Raw genomic sequence first — 20,178 nt, 5'->3', positions numbered from 1 at the left:
ATGATCAGAGGATCGAGCCCGGCGTGTAGGCGGCGGCTTCCGGGTGCTGCTTGGTGATCTCCTCGATCCGGGAGATCACCGCGCTCACCTGCGCGCCCGCCGCGCCGGTGAAGGAGAGCTTGTCGGCCATCAGCGCGTCCAGCTGAGCGCGGTCGAGCGGCATCCGCTCGTCGGCCGCCAGTTTGTCCAGCAGCTCGTTGCGCTCGGCTCCCTGCTCACGCATCGCGAGCGCGGAGGCGACCGCGTGCTCCTTGATGACCTCGTGCGCCGCTTCCCGGCCGACTCCGGCCCGTACCGCGGCCATCAGCACCTTCGTGGTGGCGAGGAACGGCAGGTAGCGGTCCAGCTCGCGGGCGACGACGGCGGGGAACACGCCGAATTCGTCGAGCACCGTCAGGAACGTCTCCAGCAGGCCGTCGAACGCGAAGAAGGCATCGGGCAGAGCGACCCTGCGTACGACCGAGCACGAGACGTCGCCCTCGTTCCACTGGTCACCGGCCAGCTCACCGGTCATCGAGGCGTAGCCGCGGAGAATCACCATCAGGCCGTTGACGCGCTCGCAGGAGCGGGTGTTCATCTTGTGCGGCATCGCGGACGAGCCGACCTGCCCCGGCTTGAAACCTTCGGTGACGAGCTCGTGCCCGGCCATCAGCCGGATGGTCTTCGCCAGCGAGGACGGAGCACCGGCCAACTGCACCAGCGCGGTCACCACGTCGTAGTCGAGCGAACGGGGGTAGACCTGGCCGACCGAGGTGAAGGCGTGAGCGAAGCCGAGGTGCCCCGCGATCCGCTGTTCGAGATCGGCCAGCTTGGACTCGTCCCCGCCCAGCAGGTCGAGCATGTCCTGGGCGGTACCGACCGGGCCCTTGATCCCGCGCAGCGGGTAGCGGCCCAACAGGTCCTCCAGGCGCCCGTAAGCCACCAGGAGCTCGTCCGCCGTCGTCGCGAACCGCTTGCCCAGCGTCGTCGCCTGCGCGGCCACGTTGTGTGAACGCCCGGCCATCACCAGCTCGGCCTGTTCACCGGCCAGCTTGCCGAGGCGTGCGAGCACGGCCACTGTCCGGTCGCGCATCAGCTCCAGCGAGAGCCGGATCTGAAGCTGCTCGACGTTCTCGGTGAGGTCCCGCGACGTCATGCCCTTGTGGACCTGCTCATGGCCGGCGAGGGCGTTGAACTCCTCGATGCGTGCCTTGACGTCGTGCCGGGTGACTTTCTCCCGCTCGGCGATCGAGGCCAGATCGACCTGGTCGAGCACCCGCTCGTAGTCGGCGACGGCCGCATCGGGCACCTCGATCCCGAGGTCCTTCTGGGCACGCAGCACGGCGAGCCACAGCTGGCGCTCCAGCTTCACCTTCTGCTCGGGGGACCAGAGGACGGCGAGCTCCGTGGAGGCGTAGCGGCCGGCCAGGACGTTGGGGATGCGAGGCTTTGCAGTCACGTGAAGTGATTCTACTGGCGGTTTCTGCAGGCCAGCGCCCCGGTGCTCTTTGTGGCTTGCTACGAGTGGAATCATCCGTCATGGCATACGAACAAGTGTTCGCTTAGGATGAGTGTATGGCTGTCCACCTGCAGAGTTCCCTGTTCGACCAGGACGACGCGATCACCCTTCGCCCGCTGGACGGGCTGCGCCGCTGCGACCTGGGACGGGGCGCCTGGATCGATGTGCTGCCCCAGTGGCTCGTCGGCGCGGACGCGCTCTTCGATGTGCTGGCTCGCGACGTCGAATGGCGCGCCGAGCGGCGCGTCATGTACGAGCGGGTGGTGGAGGTGCCACGGTTGCTGTCGTTCTTCGCCGCCCACGCCCCGTTGCCGCACCCGAGTCTCGACGAGGCGCGCGCGGCGCTCGGCGCGCACTACGCGGAGGAGCTCGGTGAACCGTTCACCACGGCCGGACTGTGTTTCTACCGGGACGGGCGGGACGGTGTCGCCTGGCACGGGGACACCATCGGCAGGGGAGGCAGCCAGGACACCATGGTGGCGATCCTCTCGCTGGGAGCGCCCCGGAATCTGGTGTTGCGGCCACGGGGAGGTGGCGGCCCGGAAAGCGTGAGGACGCCGCTCGGACACGGCGACCTCATCGTGATGGGCGGAAGCTGCCAGCGCACCTGGGAGCACGCGATTCTGAAGACGGCGCGACCGGTGGGGCCGCGTATCAGTGTGCAGTTCCGTCCGCACGGTGTCCTCTGACCGGAAGCCGACATAGCCGACGTAGCCCACGCAGCCGACGAAGTCCATGAAGCCGATGAAGTCCCCGGAACGCACCGGGAGCATCGCAATGTGGCGGAAGGGACCGGGACACCCGCGCGGAAAACGGGTACGGATCGGCCACCGTCGAGCGACCACCCGGAGTCCCAGCCGTGCTGCTTCATGAACTCGCCGAAACCTCTCGTGCCGTGGGCGCGGAAGCGGCCAGAAACGCGAAGATCTCTCTGCTGGCGGACTACCTGCGGAGTCTGGCACCGGAGGTACTGCCTGTGGCGGTCGCGCTGCTCTCCGGCGAATCCCGGCGCATGAGGATCGGTGTGGGACCGGCCGCCCTGCGGGAGCTGCCGCAGCCCGCACCCGCACCGTCCCTGGGTGTGGTGGAGACGCAGGACGCGCTGACCGCGCTCGCTGCCGTGCACGGCCCTGGCTCGCAGGGCGAACGGCGGACGCTGCTGGCGGAACTGTTCGGCAGGGCCACCGCGCAGGAGCAGGCCTTCCTCGGTGCCGTTCTCGTCGGTGAGTTGCGGCAGGGGGCGCTCGACGCCGTAGTGGCGGACGCGGTGGCGAAGGCCGCCGGAGTCGCCTCGGCGGATGTGCGCCGGGCGCTGATGTTCCGCGGTTCCGCGCGCGCCGTTGCCGAAGCGGCCATGTCGGGCGGGAAGGAAGCCCTGCGGGCGTTCGGCCTGGAGATCGGGCGGCCGGTGCGGCCGATGCTCGCCGTGGCGGCCCCCGATGTGGCCACGGCCCTGGACCGGATCAGCCCCGCCGCCCTGGAGTGGAAGCTGGACGGTATCCGGGTGCAAGTGCACAGGAACGGCGACGACGTGTCGGTGTTCACCCGGAGCCTGGACGACATCACGTCCCGTGTCCCCGAAGTGGTCGAGGCGGCAGCGGGGCTGCCGGTGCGGTCCGCCGTGCTCGACGGCGAGGCCGTCGCCGTGGGGCCTGACGGGCGTCCCCTCCCCTTCCAGGTCACGGCGGCGCGCGCCGCCTCGCGGCAGGACCCGGAGCGGCTCAGAGCCGAGGTGCCGCTGCACGTCTACTTCTTCGACCTGCTGCACCGCGACGGCAAGGACCTGATCGATCTGCCCGCGCGAACCCGCTGGGACACGCTCACCGGCCTGGTACCCGCGGAACTGCGCGTTCCGCGCATCGTGACCGAGGACGCCGCCGACGCCGAGCGCTTCTTCGACGCGGCTCTGGCGCACGGGCAGGAGGGAGTGGTGGTGAAGGCCCCCGAAGCGCCGTACGCGGCCGGGCGGCGCGGAGCCGGGTGGATCAAGGTCAAACCGCGGCACACCCTGGACCTGGTGGTCACCGCGGCCGAGTGGGGCCACGGCAGGCGCCGGGGCCGGCTGAGCAACCTTCACCTGGCGGCGCGCGGCGAGAAGTCGGATCCCGCACCATGGGTGATGCTCGGCAAGACCTTCAAGGGACTCACCGACGAACTGCTCACCTGGCAGACCCGGGAACTGCTGGACCGCGAGGAGAGTCGCGACGCCTACGTCGTACATGTCCGGCCCGAACTGGTGGTGGAGGTCGCGTTCGACGGACTCCAGCGGAGTCCGCGCTACCCGGCCGGTCTGGCCCTGCGGTTCGCCCGCGTACTCCGCTACCGGCCGGACAAGAGCCCGGCCGAGGCCGACACCCTCGCCACGGTCCGGGCTCTGGCCCCCGACTCCCTGTGAGCCCCGCACCGCCGGACCGGGGCCTGGCCGGCCGATCTCTGCCGGGCCCGGGACCGACAGGGCAGGCAAGCACCGACAGCGTGACCGGACCGACAGCACGACCGGACCGACTGCACCGACAGCACGACCGGACGAGGTCCTAAGGTGCCTCGTCGAGACGGCGCCACCCGGTGACCGGACCGGGGTCGTCCGCGTTCACCGGAGTGATCCAGAACGCCTTCCCCCGCTCGGGGCTGAACTGCGCACCCGTGCGCCCGTCACCGGACGACCGCCCGGTCAGGCGGCGGCCGATCCACGGCAGCAGGTGCTCGCGCGCGAACCGCGCATCGCTGACCCGCCGCGAAGCCCAGGAAGCAGGAACCGGCGGAGGCAGCAGTGCCTGCCAGTCGTCCTCCGCCTCCAGCCCCAGGGCCTGCCACACCGCCTCCGCGACCCGGCGGTGCCCCTCTGCCGTCAGATGCAGCCGGTCGACGCCCCACAGCCGCGGGTCCCCGAGCACCGGAGCGCCGTACAGATCGACCGTCAGTGCGCCGTACTCCGCGGCCAGCTTGTCGATGAAGGTGAACAGCTCCTCCATGCGCGGCCGGAAGCGTTCCATCACCGGGCCGTTGCGGCCGGGACTGCGCATCAGCACCAGTTGCCCGCACACGGGCGCCAGCCGTCCGACGGCCTCCTCCAGCCGTCCCCGCACCATGCCCATGTCGCACTTGGGGCGCAGCGCGTCGTTGAGACCGCCGACGAGCGTCACGACGTCGGGCCGTAGGGCCGCCGCGGCGGCGGTCTGCTCGTCGGTGATCTGGCCGATGAGCTTTCCGCGTACGGCGAGATTCGCGTAACGGAACCCGGAGGTCCGGGTGGCCAGGCGCGCGGCGAGCAGGTCCGCCCAGCCGCGGTACGAACCGTCGGGAAGGCCGTCCGACATTCCCTCGGTGAAGGAGTCGCCGACCGCGACCAGACTGGTGTAAGGGGCATTCGGTTTCATGGCGGGGAGATCGTATCGCGGTGGTGCGGCACCCGGCCCGTCCCGGACCGGCCTTCCCTCAACCGCCGGGTCCGGCCGGTGCGGTCGGTGGCCCGACCAGTTCCCGCAGGACGTCCTCCATCGTCACCAGGCCGGTGAGCGTGCCGTCGTCGCCCATCACGGCGGCCAGGTGCGTACGGCTGCGGCGCATCGCGGTCAGTACGTCGTCGAGCGGGCTGGAGGCCCGCACCCGGGCGATCGCCCGCATCGCGGCGACCGTGAACGGAAGGTCGCGTGGCAGGGCGTCCAGCGCGTCCTTGACATGCAGATAGCCCAGGATCCGCCGGTCGTCGTCCACCACGGGAAAGCGCGAGAAACCGGACTCGGACGACAACTGCTCCAGCTTCTCCGGCGTCGTGCCTAGGCGCGCGTACACCACCTGCTCCAGCGGCACGATCACGTCGCGCACCGGCCTGCGGCCCAGTTCCAGTGCGTCGTGCAGCCGCTCACCGGCCCGGTGGTCGAGCAGGCCCGCAGCCGACGCGTCGGTGACCAGACGGGCCAGTTCGTCATCCGTGAAGGTCGCGGCGACCTCGCTCTTCGCCTCGACGTGCAACAGCTTGAGCAGCGCGTTGGCGAAAGAGTTGATGGCGAAGATCACCGGTCGCAGCGCACGCGCCAGCGTCACCAGCGGCGGTCCGAGCAGCAACGCGGTACGGACCGGCCCGGCCAGGGCGATGTTCTTCGGGACCATCTCGCCGAAGAGCATGTGCAGATACGTCGCCACGGTGAGCGCGATGACGAAGGAGATGGGGTGGATCAGCCCGTCCGGCATCCCGACCCCGTGGAACAGCGGCTCCAGGAGATGAGCGATGGCCGGTTCGGCGACCACGCCGAGCACCAGCGTGCAGAGCGTGATGCCCAACTGCGCCGCCGCCATCAGCGCCGACAGATGCTCCAGCCCCCAGAGCACGCTCCGAGCCCGCCGGTCGCCCTCTTCCGCGGCGGGTTCGATCTGGCTGCGCCGTACCGAGATCAGCGCGAATTCCCCGCCCACGAAGAAGGCGTTGACGACCAGCGTCAACAGGCCGATGAACAACTGCAGAGCGGTCATCGGTCCGCCTCCTCTTCCTCACTGCCGGGAACCGGCGCGTGCAGCAGCAGACGTGCGGCGCGCCGCCCCGTCGCGTCCACCACGTCGATCCGCCAGCCACCCAGCTCGATGGTGTCGCCCTCGGCCGGGATGCGCCCCAGCACGGTGGCGACCAGACCGGCGAGCGTCTCGTACGGCCCTTCCGGGGCCCGCAGGCCGATGGACTCCAGCTGATCGGTGCGCGCGGCCCCGTCGACCGAGTAGACCGGCCTGCCCTCCGCGTCCTCACCGGCGCCCGCGAGATCGGGTGTCTCGTGCGGATCGTGCTCGTCGCGTACTTCCCCGACGACCTCTTCGACGATGTCCTCCAGGGTCACGACGCCCGCGGTGCCCCCGTACTCGTCGATCACCACGGCCATGGTGCGCTTGCCGTACATCCGGTCGAGCAGCCGGTCCACCGTGAGCGTCTCCGGTACGAGCAGCGGCTCGCGCAGCAGCTGGGAGACGGGATACCGGTTCCTGCGCTCCGCGGAAAGGGCCAGTACGTCCTTGATGTCGACGACGCCCACGATCTGGTCGAGGCCGCCGCGGTAGACGGGAAAGCGGGAGAGGCCGGTCGCCCTCGTGGCGTTCGCGACGTCCTCGGCCGTCGCCTGCAGATCGAGCGCCATCACCTGGACCCGCGGGGTCATCACGTTCTCGGCGGTCAGGTCCGCCAGGTTGAGCGTGCGGACGAACAGTTCGGCGGTGTCCGCCTCCAGGGCGCCCGCCTTCGCCGAGTGCCGGGCCAGCGCGACCAGCTCCTGCGGGGAGCGGGCGGAGGCCAGCTCCTCCGCCGGTTCCATGCCGAGTCTGCGCAGCAGCCGGTTGGCCGTGTTGTTGAGGTGGCTGATCAGTGGGCGGAAGACGGCACTGAAGTACCGCTGCGGGGTCGCCACCACCTTGGCCACGGCCAGCGGTGAGGAGATCGCCCAGTTCTTGGGTACCAGTTCGCCGACGACCATCAGGAAGACGGTGGAGAGTGCGGTGCCGATGACCAGGCCCACGGAGGAGGCCGCGCCGGAGGAGAGACCGAGCGATTCGGCCGGCCCGCGGATCAGCTTCCCGATCGAAGGCTCGGCGAGCATGCCGATGACCAGATTGGTGACCGTGATGCCGAGCTGCGCGCCGGAGAGCTGAAAGGTGAGCCCGCGCACGGCCCGCAACGCGCTCGCGGCGCCCCGCTCACCTCGGTCCACGGCCTGTTCGAGCTCGCTGCGCTCGACCGTCGTCAGCGAGAACTCCGCCGCGACGAAGGCTCCGCAGGCCAGGGAGAGCAGCAGCGCCACGATGAGCAGGAGCACTTCGGTCATCGTTTCACCTCCGTCCCATGATCGGCCAGGGAGTGGAGGAACGCGCGGTGTCGGCTACTGGGAGGCTCGCCCATGGGCGGACGCTCACACCTTTCGGTCGGTGACGCAGGGAACAGCCATAGTAAAGGACCGGCAAAGCAATGGCCCGGCCGTGAGCTTCACCCCGTCGCGAGGCGGCTACAACGGCTTCACCCAGCGTCGCCAGTGGTCCTCGCGAGGGTAGCCAGCCGCCGCCCACGCCCGCTGCGCCGGCTCGTTGGCCTCCAGCACCATGGCGTCGGCCCGGCGCCCGCCGAGGCCGATGAAGCGCTGCTCAGCCGATGCGGTCAAAGCGGCGGCGCCACCCTCGGCCGCGCGCGTACGCTCAGCAGGATGCGACTCACCAAGTACACGCACTCCTGTGTCCGGTTGGAGCATCCGGAGGGCGGGACACTGGTCATCGACCCCGGCATCTGGAGCGAGCCGCGGGCACTGCGCGGCGCCGACGCGATTCTGGTGACGCACGAACATGTCGACCACGTCGATGTGCTGCGGCTCAAAGGCCTGGGAGCGCCGGTGTACGCGCCCAGGGGCGCGGACTTCGGCGGTCTTCTGGACGTCATCGAGGTGACTCCGGGCGAGGAGTTCACCGCGGCCGGTTTCCACCTCACGGCCCACGGCGGCCGGCACGCCCGGATCTACGGTGAACTCCCTGACTGCGCCAACCTCGGCTACCTCGTCGACCGGAGCCTCTACCATCCCGGCGACTCCCTCCACGTACCCGACCGGCCGGTGGAGACGCTGCTCGTGCCTCTGCAGGCGTCGTGGATGCGGACTTCCGAGGCGATCGACTTCGTCCGCGAGGTCGGGCCGCGGCGCGCCTACGGCATCCATGACGCCCAGCTCAACGAGCGGGGCCTGCACAGCGTCAACGGCTGGCTGGAGGAGGAAGCGGGCGGGTGCTACAGCTGGCTGCCGCCGGGCACACGCTCCCCCTGCTCTCCGGCGTGACCGCCGGATCCGGGCTGCCCGGACCTCCCCCTCGCCCCCTCGGGCCTGCCGCACGGCCGCCCCGATTCCGCACAGCGGTCAGCTCCCCGCCAGTTCCTCGATCACCGGGCCGAACGCCTCCATGCAGGGGTCGAGCACGGTGATGTACGAGAAGCCGTAGCGCTCGCGCTGCTCACGGAGCTGGTCGGCCATCTGCCCGACCGTGCCGATGAGGAACACCGGAAGTCCGAGTACCTGATCCTCGGTCAGGTACGGGAAGGCCGGGACCTTGTCCCGCACCGCGGCGCGGCGGTCGTCCGTGACGATCACGGACTGGATGTGCAGATTCAGCTCCGCGGGCCTCCGCCGCCCGGCCGCCAGGCCCTGGTAGACGGCCACCCGCTCCTCCAGCTGACCGGCGGTGAGGAGCTCCAGCGCACCGTCCGCAGCCCCCGTCGCCGTGCGCGCGCCGGTGAACGCCGCGATGTCGGCGTGCTCCGCCGTCAGCCGCAGCATCCGGTCGCCGTTCCCGCCGAGCAGCAGCGGCGGCCCGGGGCGCTGCGCGGGCCGCGGCAGGTGCTCCTCGTCGGCCAGCAGCCGCTCCAGTTCCTGGACGGTGCGCCGGAGGTGGTCCACCCGGCCACCGGGCGAGCGCCACTCCACCTCGGCCTGCTCGTGCTCGCTCCGTACGTACCCGGTGCCGAGCCCCACCTCCAGGCGCCCGTCCGTCAACGCGTCGGTCGTGGCGATCTCACGGGCGAGGAGTGCGGGGGTCCAGAAGGCGGCGTTCAGCACGAAGGTGCCGACCCGGGGACGGCGGGTCGCCGCCGCAGCCGCCAGCACAGCGGGGAACGGCGCGGGCATCCCCAGATGGTCCGCGACGAGCAGGACGTCGTAACCGAGATCTTCGGCCCGACGGCACCGACGCCGCCACTCGGTGCCACCCGCGGGGGTGACCATGTTGACTCCGAAACGGAACGGCCTTGCCATGAGGGCTCCTCGTCCAGTTGTCCAGGGTGGTCCGGTGCCGCACATCATGGCCGCGAGCCGCACCGGCAGGCGCGCGGTTTCGCGCAGAGCGAGACGGCGGGACCGGTGGAGCCTCCTCTTGCCGGTGCTAGCACCCGCGCGCTAGCTTGACGGGGTGGCCAAGACCCAGTTGAACGTACGCGTGGACGAGGCAACCGCCGAAGCGGCGCGAGAGCGTGCGCTCCAGCGCGGGATGAGCGTGAACCGCTACATCGAGGAGCTGGTCAATCAGGACGCGGGCGAAGTGGGACACACCTTTGTCGAGGCAGCCGCCGACTTCATGAAGCAGTACGAGTCGGTGTTCGCCGAGGAGTTCGCCACGTGACAGCGGGCAGGACCGACAACGACCCTGGCAGGGGCAGCCGTTGAACCTCCGGATCGATCTGGCCTGGCTGCTCATGGTCGCCGAGCACAAGACACCGGGCGACCCGCCGGTCACCGACTGGGGCGCGCTCGTGGCAGCGGTCAGCAGGCACGAGGCGGAGGTCTTCGGCGTCCCTGTGTACAGCGACCCGCACAGCCGTGCCGCCGCACTGCTCCAACTGCTGCTCCATGTACCGGCGTTGGAGCATTCGAATGCGATGTTCGCGTCCGCCGTCGCCTACGGGTACCTCGTCGCCTGCGGACTGAAGGTCGTCACCTCGCCCGAACAGGTACGAGACCTGGCCCGGCTCGTCAAACAGGACAAGGCCGATGTCCGGGCGATCGCCGACGAACTGCGGCAGTGGAGCCTTCTCTGAACCCCGCTCACCCGGCGCCGTCGGCCGTCCCCGAAGGACCCGGCCGCCGTGCCACTCCCAGAACACAGGGCGACGTGGGGACCTGGAGACCGCTCTCCGGGATGGTCAGCCGCCGGTACTCGCCCAGCTCGAAGCCCGCAGCCCGGATCGCCGCCGGCGTGTCCCGCGCCGTGTGACAGCCACCGAAGAGCAGCGGCCAGACCGTACGGTCCAGAGCCCGCTGCGTCGTGGTCATCGCCCGCCCCCGGCCCAGCCCGTGCTCGAAGAACCGCAGCTCGCCGCCGGGCCGCAGTACCCGCCTGATCTCGGCGAGCGCCTGCGGTACGTCCCGCACGCTGCACAGCACCAGCGACGCCACGGCCGCGTCGAACATCTCCCCCTCCACCGGGAGGGCCTCGGCCGTCCCCGGCATCACGTCCACCGGAGTCCTGGCGCGCATCGCCGACCGGACCGCCAACTGCCGCAGGGAGCGCTCCGGTTCGACGGCCACCACCTCGGTGACGGCGGCCGGGTAGTGGGTGAAGTTGAGCCCGTTCCCGGCGCCGATCTCGATCACCCGCCCGGAGAGACCCGAGAGCAGTTCCGCGCGGTGGGCGGCGACCCCTCCCTTGACGTCGGCGCTGACACTGAACCGGGCGTAGAAACGTGCGAAGAGCGGATGGTGCACGTCGTCCCGGGACGTCCTGCTGCTGCGCAACGGCATTGCGGTCCTCTCCGGCGAAGGTGATGGCGAAGGTGATGGCGATGGCGATGGTGGGCGTTGGTGAAGGGGTGCGGGGGCACGGTGATTGTCCCCCCGACCACCCGGTTCATTCCCCGTGCGCGGCGGAGAACCCGGAGGACCGGACGCCGCCGAGCCGTGGTGCGAGCCAGCCCGGGGCCCTGTCACGGAAGTCGCCCGGCGTGAGCCGGCCCGCCCCGGCCGGGACCACGCCGAGCAGCGGAGCCCCCGCCGCCTCCGGCAGGTCCAGGAGATTGCACCGGGCGTCCAGGCCGGGATCGGCGGGCCAGCTGCCGATCACCACCCCCGGGCACTCCAGCCCCCGGTTCCGCAGGGCCTCGGCGGTCAGTGCGGTGGCATTGAGGGTGCCGAGCCCGGCGGGTGCCACGATCAGGACCGGCGCCCCCATCAGCACGGCCGCGTCGGCGAGCGTGCCGCCCGTGTCATCGAATCGTACGAGCAGTCCGCCCGCGCCCTCGACCAGCACCAGATCGTGCTCCGTGGCCAGTTTCCGTGCCGCGTCCGCCACGTCCCGCGGATCCACCGGGACCGCTGCGGCCCGGCGCGCGGCCGTCGCGGGCGCCAACGGGTCCGGGTACCGGGCGAGTTCGACGGCGGTCACCGGCCCGGCCAGCCGTGCGACCTCGGCCACGTCGCCGTGCTCACCCGGCTCAAGACCGGTCTGCGCGGGCTTGAGCACGGCGACCGACCTGCCCCGGGCGGCAGCCGCCACCGCGGCGGTCACCACCGTCTTGCCGATCTCCGTACCCGTTCCCGTCACGACGAGAATCGTCATGTCATCCCTCCCGCGCCACAGCGCACACCGCACGGCAGATCCGTGCCAGGTCCTGGTCCCCGGTGATGTACGGCGGCATGGTGTAGACGAGATCGCGGAACGGCCGCAGCCACACGCCCTCGCGCACCGCCGCCCGCGTCGCCGCTGCCATGTCCACCTCGTGGTCCAGTTGTACGACGCCGATCCCGCCGAGCACGCGTACGTCCCGTACGCCGGGCAGCGAGGCCGCCTCCGCGAGGCCGTCCCGCAGGCCCGACTCCAGCCGCCCGATCTCCCGCTCCCAGTCCTGGCCGAGCAGCAGATCGATCGAGGCACAGGCCACCGCGGCAGCAAGCGGATTGCCCATGAACGTCGGGCCGTGGGCCAGTACCGGCACCTCGCCCCGGGCGATGCCTTCGGCCACCCGGGGAGTGCAGAGCGTCGCCGCCATCGTCAGATAGCCACCGGTCAGGGCCTTGCCCACGCACATCACGTCCGGTGCGACCCCGGCGTGACCGGCGGCGAACAGCTTGCCCGTACGGCCGAACCCGGTGGCGATCTCGTCGAACACCAACAGCACGTCGTGCGCGTCGCACGCCTCGCGGAGCACCCGCAGATACGCCGGGGAGTGGAACCGCATTCCGCCCGCCCCCTGCACCACCGGCTCCACGATCACCGCGGCCAGCTCGTCGGCGTGGCGTGCCACCAGCTCGTGGAGATGGTCGGCGTACGTCTGCTCGTACTCCGCCGGCGGCGCGTCGGCGAAGACCTGACGCGGCAGCACCCCCGACCACAGCTCGTGCATCCCGCCCTCGGGGTCGCACACCGACATGGGCTGCCAGGTGTCCCCGTGGTAACCGCCCCGCCAGGTCAGCAGCCGCTGCTTGGCCGGGCGGCCGACCGAACGCCAGTACTGCAGACACATCTTCACCGCGACCTCGACGGACACCGAGCCCGAGTCCGAGAGGAAGACGTGCTGGAGCGGCTCGGGCGTGATCTCCACCAGTTTCGCCGCGAGCCGCACGGCGGGCTCATGGGTGAGCCCGCCGAACATCACATGACTCATCCGGTCCAGCTGGCCACGGGCGGCCTCGTCGAGCACCGGATGGCTGTACCCGTGGATCGCCGACCACCAGGACGACATGCCGTCGACGAGGTCTCCCGCCCCGGCGACGCGCAGCCGGACACCGGACGCGGACTCGACGAGCAGCGGCTCCTGCCGACCGGGCATCGGACCGTAGGGGTGCCAGACATGGCGCCGGTCGAGGTCGAGGATCTCCCTGGTGTCAGGCATTGGGCGCGAGATCTGTCCCGGCACCCCGGCGGCGGACCGACACCAGGCCCTCACGGTGTTCGGGCAGCGTGGTGGTCTCCGCGCCCTCCACCTCGAAACCGGCGTCCGCGATCATGTCCAGGTCGGCCCGGCCCGCCTGTCCCTCGCTGGTCAGATAGTCCCCGAGGAAGATCGAGTTGACCAGGTGCAGAGCCAGTGGCTGCAACGAGCGCAGATGCACCTCGCGCCCGCCGGCCAGCCGCACCTCCGCGTCGGGGCAGATGAACCGTGTCATCGCCAGGATGCGCAGACAGCGCTGCGGCGTGAGGTGCCAGTCCCCGGCCAGCGGGGTCCCCTCCATGGGGATCAGGAAGTTCACCGGCACCGAGTCCGGGTCCAGTTCGCGCAGCGCGAAGACCACGTCCACCAGATCGGCGTCGCTCTCGCCCATCCCGGCGATCAGCCCGGAGCAGGCCGAGAGCCCGGCGGCCTGCGCCTGTTGGACGGTCTCCACCCGGTCGGAGAAGTCGTGGGTGGTGCAGATGTCCGCGTAGGTCGCCTCCGAGGTGTTGAGGTTGTGGTTGTACGCGTCGGCGCCGGCCGCCCGCAGCCGCTCGGCCTGGCCGTCCTTCAACAGGCCGAGACAGGCGCACACCTCGATGTCCTCGTGCTGTCCCTTGATCGCCTCGATGGTCTCCGAGACCCTGTCCACGTCACGGTCGGTCGGCCCGCGGCCACTGGCGACCAGACAGACCCGCTTCGCCCCGCCGGCCACCCCGGCAGCCGCTGCCCGCGACGCCTCGTCGGGCTTCAGCCAGGTGTACTTGAGGATCTCGGCCTTGGAGCCGAGCCGCTGCGAGCAGTACGAACAGTCCTCCGGGCAGAGTCCGGACTTCAGATTGACCAGATAGTTGAGTTTCACCCGTCGCCCGAACCATTGACGGCGTACCCTTCCGGCCGCCGCCACCACATCCAGCAGTTCGTCGTCGGACGTCGCCAGTACGGCGAGCGCCTCTTCACGGGTCGGCAGTTCGCGCCGCAGCCCCTTGTCCACCAGCGTGTTCAACAGGTCCATAGCGCTGATCCTGGACCACGGCCCGGCCTCCGTCCAAGGAGGAACCGGACAACACCGCTGCCTTGTCGTGTGTGTATTGCCACACCATGCACCCGCACCACCCCGGCTAGGGTCTGTTAACTGCCTACAAAAAGGGACCGATCATGCCCTCAGCCACTCCACGAGCGCCCTTCGAGTGGACCGACGCCGCCGCCCGCGGGCGCGCGGCGGCCGGGCTGGTGCGCACACTCCGTCCGCGTACCGCCGAACCCGATCTGCTGGATCTGGCGAGCAACGACTATCTCGGACTGACCCGCAGGCCGGAGATCACCGGGGCCGCCGCAGCGGCGGCCCGCCGGTGGGGCGCGGGTGCCACCGGATCACGGCTGGTCACGGGCTCCACCGTGCTGCACGCCGAACTGGAGCGCGAGCTGGCGGAGTTCTGCGGCTTCGAGGCCGCGCTGGTCTTCTCGTCGGGTTACGCGGCCAACATCGCCGCGCTCACCGCGCTCACCGACCGGGGCTCCCTCATCGTCTCGGACGCGGACAACCATGCCTCGATCGTGGACGGTTGCCGGCTCTCCAGGGCGCAGACGGCCGTCGTCCCGCATGCCGACCCGGAGGCCGTGGACAAAGCGCTGGACGCCCACGACGGCCGCGCGCTCGCCGTGACCGACTCGGTCTTCTCGGTCGACGGCGACGCGGCGCCGCTGACCGAACTGGCCGCCGTCTGCCGCAGATACGGAGCGGCCCTGGTCGTCGACGACGCGCACGGCCTCGGTGTGCTCGGTGACGGCGGACGGGGCGCGCTGCGGGCGGCGGGGCTCGCGGGCGACGGCGACGTGGTCGCCACAGTGACCTTGTCGAAGTCCCTCGGCAGCCAGGGCGGTGCGGTACTGGGGCCCGCCCGGGTCATCGACCATCTCGTCAACACGGCCCGTACGTTCATCTTCGACACGGGACTGGCGCCGGCGTCGGCGGGGGCCGCACTGGCGAGTCTGCGGCTGTTGCGGAGCGACCCCCAACTGGCCGACCGGGTCCGTACGGTGGCCCGCACCCTGCACGGACGTCTCACCGCGGCGGGGCTGAGCGCCGTACAGCCGCAGGCCGCTGTCGTCTCCGTACTCGCCCCGTCGCCGGACCAGGCGCTGCGCTGGGCGGCCGACTGCCGTGACGCGGGCCTCGTCGTGGGCTGTTTCCGGCCGCCTTCGGTGCCCGACGGAATCTCCCGGCTCAGGCTCACGGCCCGCGCGGATCTCACGGAACGGCAGATCGAGGCGGCGGTGGGCACGATTCTGCGGACCGCGCCGACCGGACGATAGGGGGACCGGCCGGGACGCGAAGTCGACAAAGCCGACTCGACCCCCGAAATGCGGTCTCCCGTCGCAGAGTTCATCACTTTGAGCGACAGATATATGCGCATCTTGGTGGATCGCCGGTGTTCCGGTCACTTTGAGTGGCAGGCTGGCACGAAGCGCCGTCCGCAGCCGCCCGCAGCCGCCCGTGCCCGGCTGTGACCGGCTGTGACCGTCCTCGAAGCGCATCCGTACGAGTCGGAACCGGCACCGGCGGGAAAGGGGCAGGCCGTCATGGCAGACCACCAGGAAGCAACCGTCACCCTGCCGAGCGAGGCCGCTTCGGTTCCGGCGGCCAGGACGTTCGTGGCCCGAGCACTGGCCGAGTGGGGGCTTCCGGCGGACGCCGACCTTGCGGACACGGTCCGGCTGATCGTCTCGGAACTGGCGACCAACGCGGTTCAGCACACGTTCGGTCAGTCACCGGTCTTCACGGTCCAGGTCGTGCTGGAACGGGACGAACGGCTGTGCGTCGGCGTGACAGACAGTCACCCGCGGTGGCCTCAGCGCCTGCCTGCGGCCGTGCAGCAGGACAACGGCCGGGGGATGGTCATCATCCGCTGGCTGGCGGTCGAGAACCGCGGGCGGCTCTTCGTCACTCCGACGAAGGACGGCGGCAAGACCGTATGGATCGCGCTGCCCTGGACGGCAGCCGTCCAGGGCTGAACTGCCGCGATGCGCACCGGGGCCGGGGGCGACCGGCTCCGGTGCACGTGCCGGGTGCGGCGTCAGGTCACGCTGACCGGTCCGCCGAAGAGTGACGAGTGACCTCAGCCCACGCGGCCGTACCAGACGCTGTGGGTCCAGATCTTCTCCAGCCTGACCACGGATCCGGTCTTGGGCGAGTGCCAGATCTTACCGTTACCGGCGTAGATGCCGACGTGGTAGACGCTCCGGCCGTAGTGGAAGAACACCAGGTCCCCGCGCTGTCTGCCGGAGGCCGAGATGTGGCGCACGTTGTTGTACTGCCCCTGAGCCGTGCGCGGCAGCTTCTTGCCGGCCTTCTTGAACGAGTAGAGCGTCAGCCCCGAGCAGTCGAACCGTGAGGGCCCGGACGCTCCCCACTGGTAGGGCGAACCCCGCTTCGAGGCCGCGATCTGCACGGCTCTGACGCCGTGTGCCGCGGCCTGGGCCTCGGATGCGGCGCCCGGCGCCAGCGAGGTCCCCGCGACTGCGACAAGCGTGAAGGCCGATGCGGTTCCGACCCGGGTGAGCAGTGACGGGACGTGAATCTGCGCAGTCATGCGCAACCCTTCGTCAAACCGCCTGTGAAGGATGACCTGTCGGGTTCGGGCCGGCGAAGTTGCCCGGCCGCCGTGCGGGGTGACCGACTGATCAAGTCGGCCTTCCCGCCAAGCGGCTTCACCCCGAGGAGCGACAACGCTGTCGCCCCGGACTGCTTGGGTCCTCCACTCCTGCCGATCCACTCGTGTCGACCAGACATCCGGGTACGGCGGCAGGACTCGGCGTCCGCCCGGACCGCCCCGCCGTGGTGGCGGGGGCTTGTCGTCACCCGGATCTTCACTCACGACGCGCCGGATTTCTGGCTGACCGCGCCGAATTGTGAGGCTCCTCACCAATGGCCTGTTCGAGTGGACAGCTGGGCTGCGGTACTGGTCGTCGAGAGGTGTCCGCCGCCCTCACCAGGGCGGGAGCGCGGGGCCGGGACAGGCATACGGGCGCTGTGCGCAAGTCGGGACAGCCGATCGACCTACATGCGTCTAAGCCTTCCGGCGGACCCCCATCGGTGTACGAGCGACCGCCGAAAGGAGGGCGAAGGGTCAGCCGGCGGTGGCCCGGGGCACGGTGACGCGCCCGGTCCTGCGCTCGCCGTCCAGAACCAGCAGTGCGCGGACCAGAGTTTCGGCGTGCAGACGGCTTTCGCCGCGCTGGTGCATCAGCGTCAGGGCGTCCCGCAGGGCAACGGCACGGCCGGCGAGCGCCTGCGCCGCGCGGAGCGCGCTGTAGGTGTCACCCCCGTGTGCCGGATTGATGCGCCCCAACTGATCGACCACCTCGAGATAGTTGTCGATGAGCCGGCCCTCGGCGCGGGTGAGTGCGGGCAGCGGTGGCAACTCGGGCGGCAGCACGGGCGATTCACCTGCCGGGCCCGGCGGCGGACTGCTTACGGCTGTCCAGCACCTGGTCCACCAGTCCGTACTCCCGGGCTCGGGCCGCGTCGAACACCTGGTCCCGCTCGATGTCGGCCGCGATCCGGTCCGCGGACTGCCCGGTGTGACGTGCCAGCAGGTCCGCCACCACCGTTCGCACCCTGAGCAACTCGCGGGCGTGGATGTCCAGATCGGACAGCTGACCCTGCACCGGTTCGTCGAAGGCGGGCTGTTGCACGACGACCCGCGCCCCCGGCAGCGCCGTGCGTTTACCGGGGGCGCCCGCGGCCAGCAGTACGGCCGCCGTCGACGCCGCCTGCCCCAGGCAGAACGTCGCGATGTCACAGGAAACGGCCTGCATCGTGTCGTAGAGCGCGGTCATCGCGTCGACCGGGCCGCCGGGGGAGTTGATGTACAGCGAGATGTCCTGGTCGGGGGAGTCGTACTCCAGATACAGGAACTGCGCGATCGCATCGTTGACCGCGGTGTCGTCGACAGCGGTCCCCAGGAAGACGATGCGTTCCCCGAGCAGTTTGGAGTACGGGTCGAGGGTGCGGCTCCCGGAACTGGTGCGTTCGGTGAACTCAGGGAGGACGTGGCGGGCGGAAGGCCGGTGCATGGCATACCTCTCCTCGGATGACGCCTCTGTAAAAAATGTACAGGACGTACAGGCCGTTATGATGGGGAGCATGGCCTATGAGATTCCGGTGACGCAAGCCCGGGCAGAGCTCGCCGAGCTGATCAACCGTGTCGTCTACGGCGGGGAGCGGGTGGTGGTGACGCGGCACGGCAAGCCGCTCGTGGCCCTGGTCTCCGCCGCTGACCTGGAGCGACTCGAAAGCATGCGGGAGGCGGCCGAGGAACAGGTGACCAGTGCGGTGTCCTCGGTCCACCCGGTCACGTCCGCTCCCGGCGAACGCGGGCGCTTCGGGATCGCGGCGGAACACCGAGAGCGGTGATCGAGAACCGCCGGAAGGCCGGGTGCCGCAGCGGGAGTGCTCCGGTTCCGCCCCGCTGCACCGCTCACCGGGACAGGAGACTCCGCATTTCGGGTTGGTAAAGAAACGCCCATGTGGCCTGTTGTCAGGAACGGTTCACAGGCAAAGATCCCCCGTATGTACTGGAGAGCGCCGCGGCGAGCGGTGCTTCACTCAGGGGGAGGTACCACGTGAGACGTACCGCAGTGCTCGGCTCGGCCGGCGCTCTGGCCGCGGCGACTCTCATAGCGGGCGCCATGGCGGCTCCGTCGGCGATCGCCGACGGGCGAGGCCACGGCAGCCGGCACGGAAACCACGGCAGCTCCGAGGCGCACGGCGCCGCGGTCGCCGCCGCGCGTGCGGCGAGCGCAGGCATCGACTGGCAGGACTGTCCGGCGGACTGGGCACTCGCGAAACCCATCCAGTGCGGTTGGGTCACCGTCCCGGTCGACTACGCCAAGCCCGACGGGAAGCAGATCAAGCTCGCCGTCGACCGCGCGACGAGCACCGGAACCAAGTCCGAGCGACAGGGCTCCCTCGTCTACAACCCCGGCGGCCCCGGTGGTTCGGGCATGCGCTTCCCCACCAGGATCACCAACAAGAGCGCACTCTGGGCCAACACCGCCAAGGCGTACGACTACGTGGGCTTCGACCCGCGGGGGGTGGGCCACTCGGCGCCGATCTCCTGCATCGACCCGCAGGCGTACGTCAGTGCCCCGAAGGCCGATCCCGTACCGGACAGCGAGGCCGACAAGCGGGCCCAGCGCAAGCTCGCGGCGGAGTACGCCGACGGCTGCAAGGCGCGCAGCGGCGCGATGCTGCCGTACATGACCACGCCGAACACCGCACGGGACCTGGATGTCATCCGTGCCGCGCTCGGCGAGAAGAAGCTCAACTACCTGGGCGTCTCCTACGGCACCTACCTCGGTGCGGTCTACGGGACGCTCTTCCCCGACCATGTCCGCCGGATGATCGTCGACAGTGTGGTCGACCCCGAGCAGTCCAACATCTGGTACGAGGCCAACCTCAACCAGGACGTGGCGTTCCAGGGCCGCTGGAACGACTGGCAGACCTGGGTCGCCAAGAACGACGCCACCTTCCACATCGGGCGTACCGCGGCCGAGGTCGAGCAGCAGTGGCTGAAGCTGCGGGCCGAGGCGAAGAAGCACCCGATCGGCGGAGTCGTCGGCCCCAGCGAACTGCTCGGCTACTTCCAGAACGCCCCGTACTACGACTCCTCGTGGGTGCCGGTCGCCAAGGTCTGGAGCCAGTACCGGGCAGGTGACACGCAGGCCCTGGTCGACGCGGCGGGCCCCGACATGTCCGACGTCGCGGGCAACATCTCCGCGGAGAACGGCACCGCCGTCTACACCGCGGTCGAGTGCGCCGACGCCAAGTGGCCGACCAGCTGGCAGAAGTGGGACCGGGACAACACCCGGCTCAACAAGGACTATCCCTTCCTCACCTGGTCCAACGCCTGGATGAACCTGCCGTGTGCCACCTGGCCCGCCAAGCAGCAGACCCCGGTGGACGTCCACACGGGCAAGGGACTCCCGCCGGTCCTGATCGTGCAGTCCACGCGTGACGCGGCCACCCCGTTCCAGGGCGCTGTCGACCTGCACCAGCGATTCAAGGGTTCGCGTCTGATCATCGAGAAGGACGCGGGTTCGCACGGTGTGACCGGGCTCGTCAACCCGTGCATCAACTCCCGGGTGGACAGCTATCTGCTCACCGGCAGCACCGACCGCCACGATGTGACGTGCGCCCCGCACGCCACGCCGCAGCCGTAAGGCCGCACGTCCCACCGGGAGGGGGGTCGCCGGAGTCGTTCCGGCGGCCCCCCTCGCGGGTGTTCGCGTCAGGTCGTGGCACCGG

At 70.4% G+C, this 20,178-nt stretch carries 21 protein-coding genes and 1 pseudogene; 9 read left to right on the top strand and 13 right to left on the bottom strand.

Going from position 1 to position 20,178, the window contains the following annotated elements; all coding sequences use genetic code 11:
• Window positions 1-4: 4 nt before the first annotated feature.
• Window positions 5-1,438 carry an adenylosuccinate lyase gene (gene purB / locus OG709_RS04190; protein ID WP_266644179.1) on the bottom strand — a complete coding sequence of 478 codons (1,434 nt, stop codon included), beginning with the start codon at window positions 1,436-1,438 and terminating at the stop codon, window positions 5-7.
• 116 nt (window positions 1,439-1,554) lie between these two features.
• Between purB and OG709_RS04185 the strand changes: the two genes are divergently transcribed.
• Window positions 1,555-2,187 carry an alpha-ketoglutarate-dependent dioxygenase AlkB gene (locus OG709_RS04185; protein ID WP_250300726.1) on the top strand — a complete coding sequence of 211 codons (633 nt, stop codon included), beginning with the start codon at window positions 1,555-1,557 and terminating at the stop codon, window positions 2,185-2,187.
• Window positions 2,188-2,357: 170 nt separating this feature from the next.
• Window positions 2,358-3,893, top strand: coding sequence for an ATP-dependent DNA ligase (locus tag OG709_RS04180; protein WP_329164859.1), 1,536 nt, complete (start codon window positions 2,358-2,360; stop codon window positions 3,891-3,893).
• Window positions 3,894-4,032: 139 nt separating this feature from the next.
• Here OG709_RS04180 and OG709_RS04175 read toward each other — a convergent pair whose 3' ends face one another.
• The 4 genes and pseudogenes from OG709_RS04175 to OG709_RS04160 form a co-directional block, all read right to left on the bottom strand.
• Window positions 4,033-4,875 carry an SGNH/GDSL hydrolase family protein gene (locus OG709_RS04175; protein WP_329164858.1) on the bottom strand — a complete coding sequence of 281 codons (843 nt, stop codon included), beginning with the start codon at window positions 4,873-4,875 and terminating at the stop codon, window positions 4,033-4,035.
• 58 nt (window positions 4,876-4,933) lie between these two features.
• The gene (locus OG709_RS04170; RefSeq protein WP_329164857.1) at window positions 4,934-5,968 is read right to left on the bottom strand and encodes a hemolysin family protein; all 1,035 of its coding nucleotides are present in this window, start codon (window positions 5,966-5,968) and stop codon (window positions 4,934-4,936) included.
• Window positions 5,965-7,299, bottom strand: coding sequence for a hemolysin family protein (locus OG709_RS04165; RefSeq protein WP_329164855.1), 1,335 nt, complete (start codon window positions 7,297-7,299; stop codon window positions 5,965-5,967). Before OG709_RS04165 ends, OG709_RS04170 begins: the two co-directional genes overlap by 4 nt.
• Window positions 7,300-7,476: 177 nt before the next feature.
• Window positions 7,477-7,671, bottom strand: a pseudogene (locus OG709_RS04160) (GNAT family N-acetyltransferase); the annotation flags it as partial.
• Between OG709_RS04160 and OG709_RS04155 the strand changes: the two are divergent.
• Complete coding sequence (locus tag OG709_RS04155) at window positions 7,672-8,289, top strand: MBL fold metallo-hydrolase (protein WP_250300719.1); 618 nt, start codon at window positions 7,672-7,674, stop codon at window positions 8,287-8,289.
• Window positions 8,290-8,367: 78 nt separating this feature from the next.
• Here OG709_RS04155 and OG709_RS04150 read toward each other — a convergent pair whose 3' ends face one another.
• Window positions 8,368-9,258 carry a TIGR03621 family F420-dependent LLM class oxidoreductase gene (locus tag OG709_RS04150; protein WP_250300717.1) on the bottom strand — a complete coding sequence of 297 codons (891 nt, stop codon included), beginning with the start codon at window positions 9,256-9,258 and terminating at the stop codon, window positions 8,368-8,370.
• Window positions 9,259-9,412: 154 nt separating this feature from the next.
• Here OG709_RS04150 and OG709_RS04145 point away from each other — a divergent pair, with 154 nt between their 5' ends.
• Together OG709_RS04145 and OG709_RS04140 are read left to right on the top strand one after the other, a co-directional pair.
• A complete protein-coding gene (locus OG709_RS04145; RefSeq protein ID WP_250300715.1) occupies window positions 9,413-9,622 on the top strand; it encodes an antitoxin in 210 nt (69 codons plus the stop codon).
• Window positions 9,623-9,662: 40 nt separating this feature from the next.
• The gene (locus tag OG709_RS04140; protein ID WP_250300713.1) at window positions 9,663-10,037 is read left to right on the top strand and encodes a fic family toxin-antitoxin system, toxin component; all 375 of its coding nucleotides are present in this window, start codon (window positions 9,663-9,665) and stop codon (window positions 10,035-10,037) included.
• A 7-nt stretch (window positions 10,038-10,044) separates the two neighbouring features.
• Here OG709_RS04140 and OG709_RS04135 read toward each other — a convergent pair whose 3' ends face one another.
• From OG709_RS04135 to bioB, 4 genes are all read right to left on the bottom strand, one after another.
• On the bottom strand, window positions 10,045-10,740 hold the full coding sequence (locus tag OG709_RS04135) for a class I SAM-dependent methyltransferase (RefSeq protein WP_250300712.1): 696 nt from the start codon (window positions 10,738-10,740) through the stop codon (window positions 10,045-10,047).
• A 106-nt stretch (window positions 10,741-10,846) separates the two neighbouring features.
• Complete coding sequence (gene bioD / locus OG709_RS04130) at window positions 10,847-11,554, bottom strand: dethiobiotin synthase (RefSeq protein ID WP_250300711.1); 708 nt, start codon at window positions 11,552-11,554, stop codon at window positions 10,847-10,849.
• A gap of 1 nt (window position 11,555) precedes the next feature.
• Window positions 11,556-12,827 (bottom strand): adenosylmethionine--8-amino-7-oxononanoate transaminase, encoded by a 1,272-nt coding sequence (locus OG709_RS04125; protein WP_250300710.1) that lies wholly within the window; start codon window positions 12,825-12,827, stop codon window positions 11,556-11,558.
• Window positions 12,820-13,881 (bottom strand): biotin synthase BioB, encoded by a 1,062-nt coding sequence (gene bioB / locus OG709_RS04120; RefSeq protein ID WP_250300709.1) that lies wholly within the window; start codon window positions 13,879-13,881, stop codon window positions 12,820-12,822. Before bioB ends, OG709_RS04125 begins: the two co-directional genes overlap by 8 nt.
• Window positions 13,882-14,024: 143 nt before the next feature.
• Here bioB and OG709_RS04115 point away from each other — a divergent pair, with 143 nt between their 5' ends.
• Complete coding sequence (locus OG709_RS04115) at window positions 14,025-15,182, top strand: 8-amino-7-oxononanoate synthase (RefSeq protein WP_250300708.1); 1,158 nt, start codon at window positions 14,025-14,027, stop codon at window positions 15,180-15,182.
• 267 nt (window positions 15,183-15,449) lie between these two features.
• On the top strand, window positions 15,450-15,881 hold the full coding sequence (locus OG709_RS04110; RefSeq protein WP_326695289.1) for an ATP-binding protein: 432 nt from the start codon (window positions 15,450-15,452) through the stop codon (window positions 15,879-15,881).
• Between the two features lie 104 nt (window positions 15,882-15,985).
• Here OG709_RS04110 and OG709_RS04105 read toward each other — a convergent pair whose 3' ends face one another.
• From OG709_RS04105 to OG709_RS04095, 3 genes are all read right to left on the bottom strand, one after another.
• Window positions 15,986-16,459 (bottom strand): C40 family peptidase, encoded by a 474-nt coding sequence (locus OG709_RS04105; RefSeq protein WP_250300705.1) that lies wholly within the window; start codon window positions 16,457-16,459, stop codon window positions 15,986-15,988.
• 537 nt (window positions 16,460-16,996) lie between these two features.
• On the bottom strand, window positions 16,997-17,305 hold the full coding sequence (locus OG709_RS04100; protein WP_250300703.1) for a hypothetical protein: 309 nt from the start codon (window positions 17,303-17,305) through the stop codon (window positions 16,997-16,999).
• 7 nt (window positions 17,306-17,312) lie between these two features.
• A complete protein-coding gene (locus OG709_RS04095) occupies window positions 17,313-17,945 on the bottom strand; it encodes an ATP-dependent Clp protease proteolytic subunit (RefSeq protein WP_250300702.1) in 633 nt (210 codons plus the stop codon).
• A gap of 70 nt (window positions 17,946-18,015) precedes the next feature.
• Here OG709_RS04095 and OG709_RS04090 point away from each other — a divergent pair, with 70 nt between their 5' ends.
• Both OG709_RS04090 and OG709_RS04085 read left to right on the top strand, forming a co-directional pair.
• Window positions 18,016-18,285 carry a type II toxin-antitoxin system Phd/YefM family antitoxin gene (locus tag OG709_RS04090; RefSeq protein WP_250300700.1) on the top strand — a complete coding sequence of 90 codons (270 nt, stop codon included), beginning with the start codon at window positions 18,016-18,018 and terminating at the stop codon, window positions 18,283-18,285.
• Window positions 18,286-18,560: 275 nt separating this feature from the next.
• Window positions 18,561-20,093, top strand: a complete 1,533-nt coding sequence (locus OG709_RS04085) for an alpha/beta hydrolase (RefSeq protein WP_250300869.1) — start codon at window positions 18,561-18,563, stop codon at window positions 20,091-20,093.
• Window positions 20,094-20,178: the final 85 nt, after the last annotated feature.

Origin of the sequence: Streptomyces sp. NBC_01267, from assembly GCF_036241575.1 — a bacterium.
Classification (GTDB): Bacteria; Actinomycetota; Actinomycetes; order Streptomycetales; family Streptomycetaceae; genus Streptomyces.
Note: the sequence above shows the minus strand (reverse complement) of the source record. Positions and strands in the feature narration are given on the sequence as shown.

Bases quoted from the DNA above. Each gene is read 5' to 3' on its own strand.
- OG709_RS04090 (WP_250300700.1), top strand. From the start codon at position 18,016: ATGGCCTATGAGATTCCGGTGACGCAAGCCCGGGCAGAGCTCGCCGAG.
- OG709_RS04155 (WP_250300719.1), top strand. From the start codon at position 7,672: ATGCGACTCACCAAGTACACGCACTCCTGTGTCCGGTTGGAGCATCCG.
- OG709_RS04115 (WP_250300708.1), top strand. From the start codon at position 14,025: ATGCCCTCAGCCACTCCACGAGCGCCCTTCGAGTGGACCGACGCCGCC.
- OG709_RS04095 (WP_250300702.1), bottom strand. From the start codon at position 17,945: ATGCACCGGCCTTCCGCCCGCCACGTCCTCCCTGAGTTCACCGAACGC.
- OG709_RS04150 (WP_250300717.1), bottom strand. From the start codon at position 9,258: ATGGCAAGGCCGTTCCGTTTCGGAGTCAACATGGTCACCCCCGCGGGT.
- OG709_RS04085 (WP_250300869.1), top strand. From the start codon at position 18,561: ATGGCGGCTCCGTCGGCGATCGCCGACGGGCGAGGCCACGGCAGCCGG.
- OG709_RS04125 (WP_250300710.1), bottom strand. From the start codon at position 12,827: ATGCCTGACACCAGGGAGATCCTCGACCTCGACCGGCGCCATGTCTGG.
- OG709_RS04165 (WP_329164855.1), bottom strand. From the start codon at position 7,299: ATGACCGAAGTGCTCCTGCTCATCGTGGCGCTGCTGCTCTCCCTGGCC.
- OG709_RS04135 (WP_250300712.1), bottom strand. From the start codon at position 10,740: ATGCCGTTGCGCAGCAGCAGGACGTCCCGGGACGACGTGCACCATCCG.
- OG709_RS04105 (WP_250300705.1), bottom strand. From the start codon at position 16,459: ATGACTGCGCAGATTCACGTCCCGTCACTGCTCACCCGGGTCGGAACC.
- OG709_RS04170 (WP_329164857.1), bottom strand. From the start codon at position 5,968: ATGACCGCTCTGCAGTTGTTCATCGGCCTGTTGACGCTGGTCGTCAAC.
- OG709_RS04110 (WP_326695289.1), top strand. From the start codon at position 15,450: ATGGCAGACCACCAGGAAGCAACCGTCACCCTGCCGAGCGAGGCCGCT.
- OG709_RS04185 (WP_250300726.1), top strand. From the start codon at position 1,555: ATGGCTGTCCACCTGCAGAGTTCCCTGTTCGACCAGGACGACGCGATC.
- OG709_RS04175 (WP_329164858.1), bottom strand. From the start codon at position 4,875: ATGAAACCGAATGCCCCTTACACCAGTCTGGTCGCGGTCGGCGACTCC.
- bioB (WP_250300709.1), bottom strand. From the start codon at position 13,881: ATGGACCTGTTGAACACGCTGGTGGACAAGGGGCTGCGGCGCGAACTG.
- bioD (WP_250300711.1), bottom strand. From the start codon at position 11,554: ATGACGATTCTCGTCGTGACGGGAACGGGTACGGAGATCGGCAAGACG.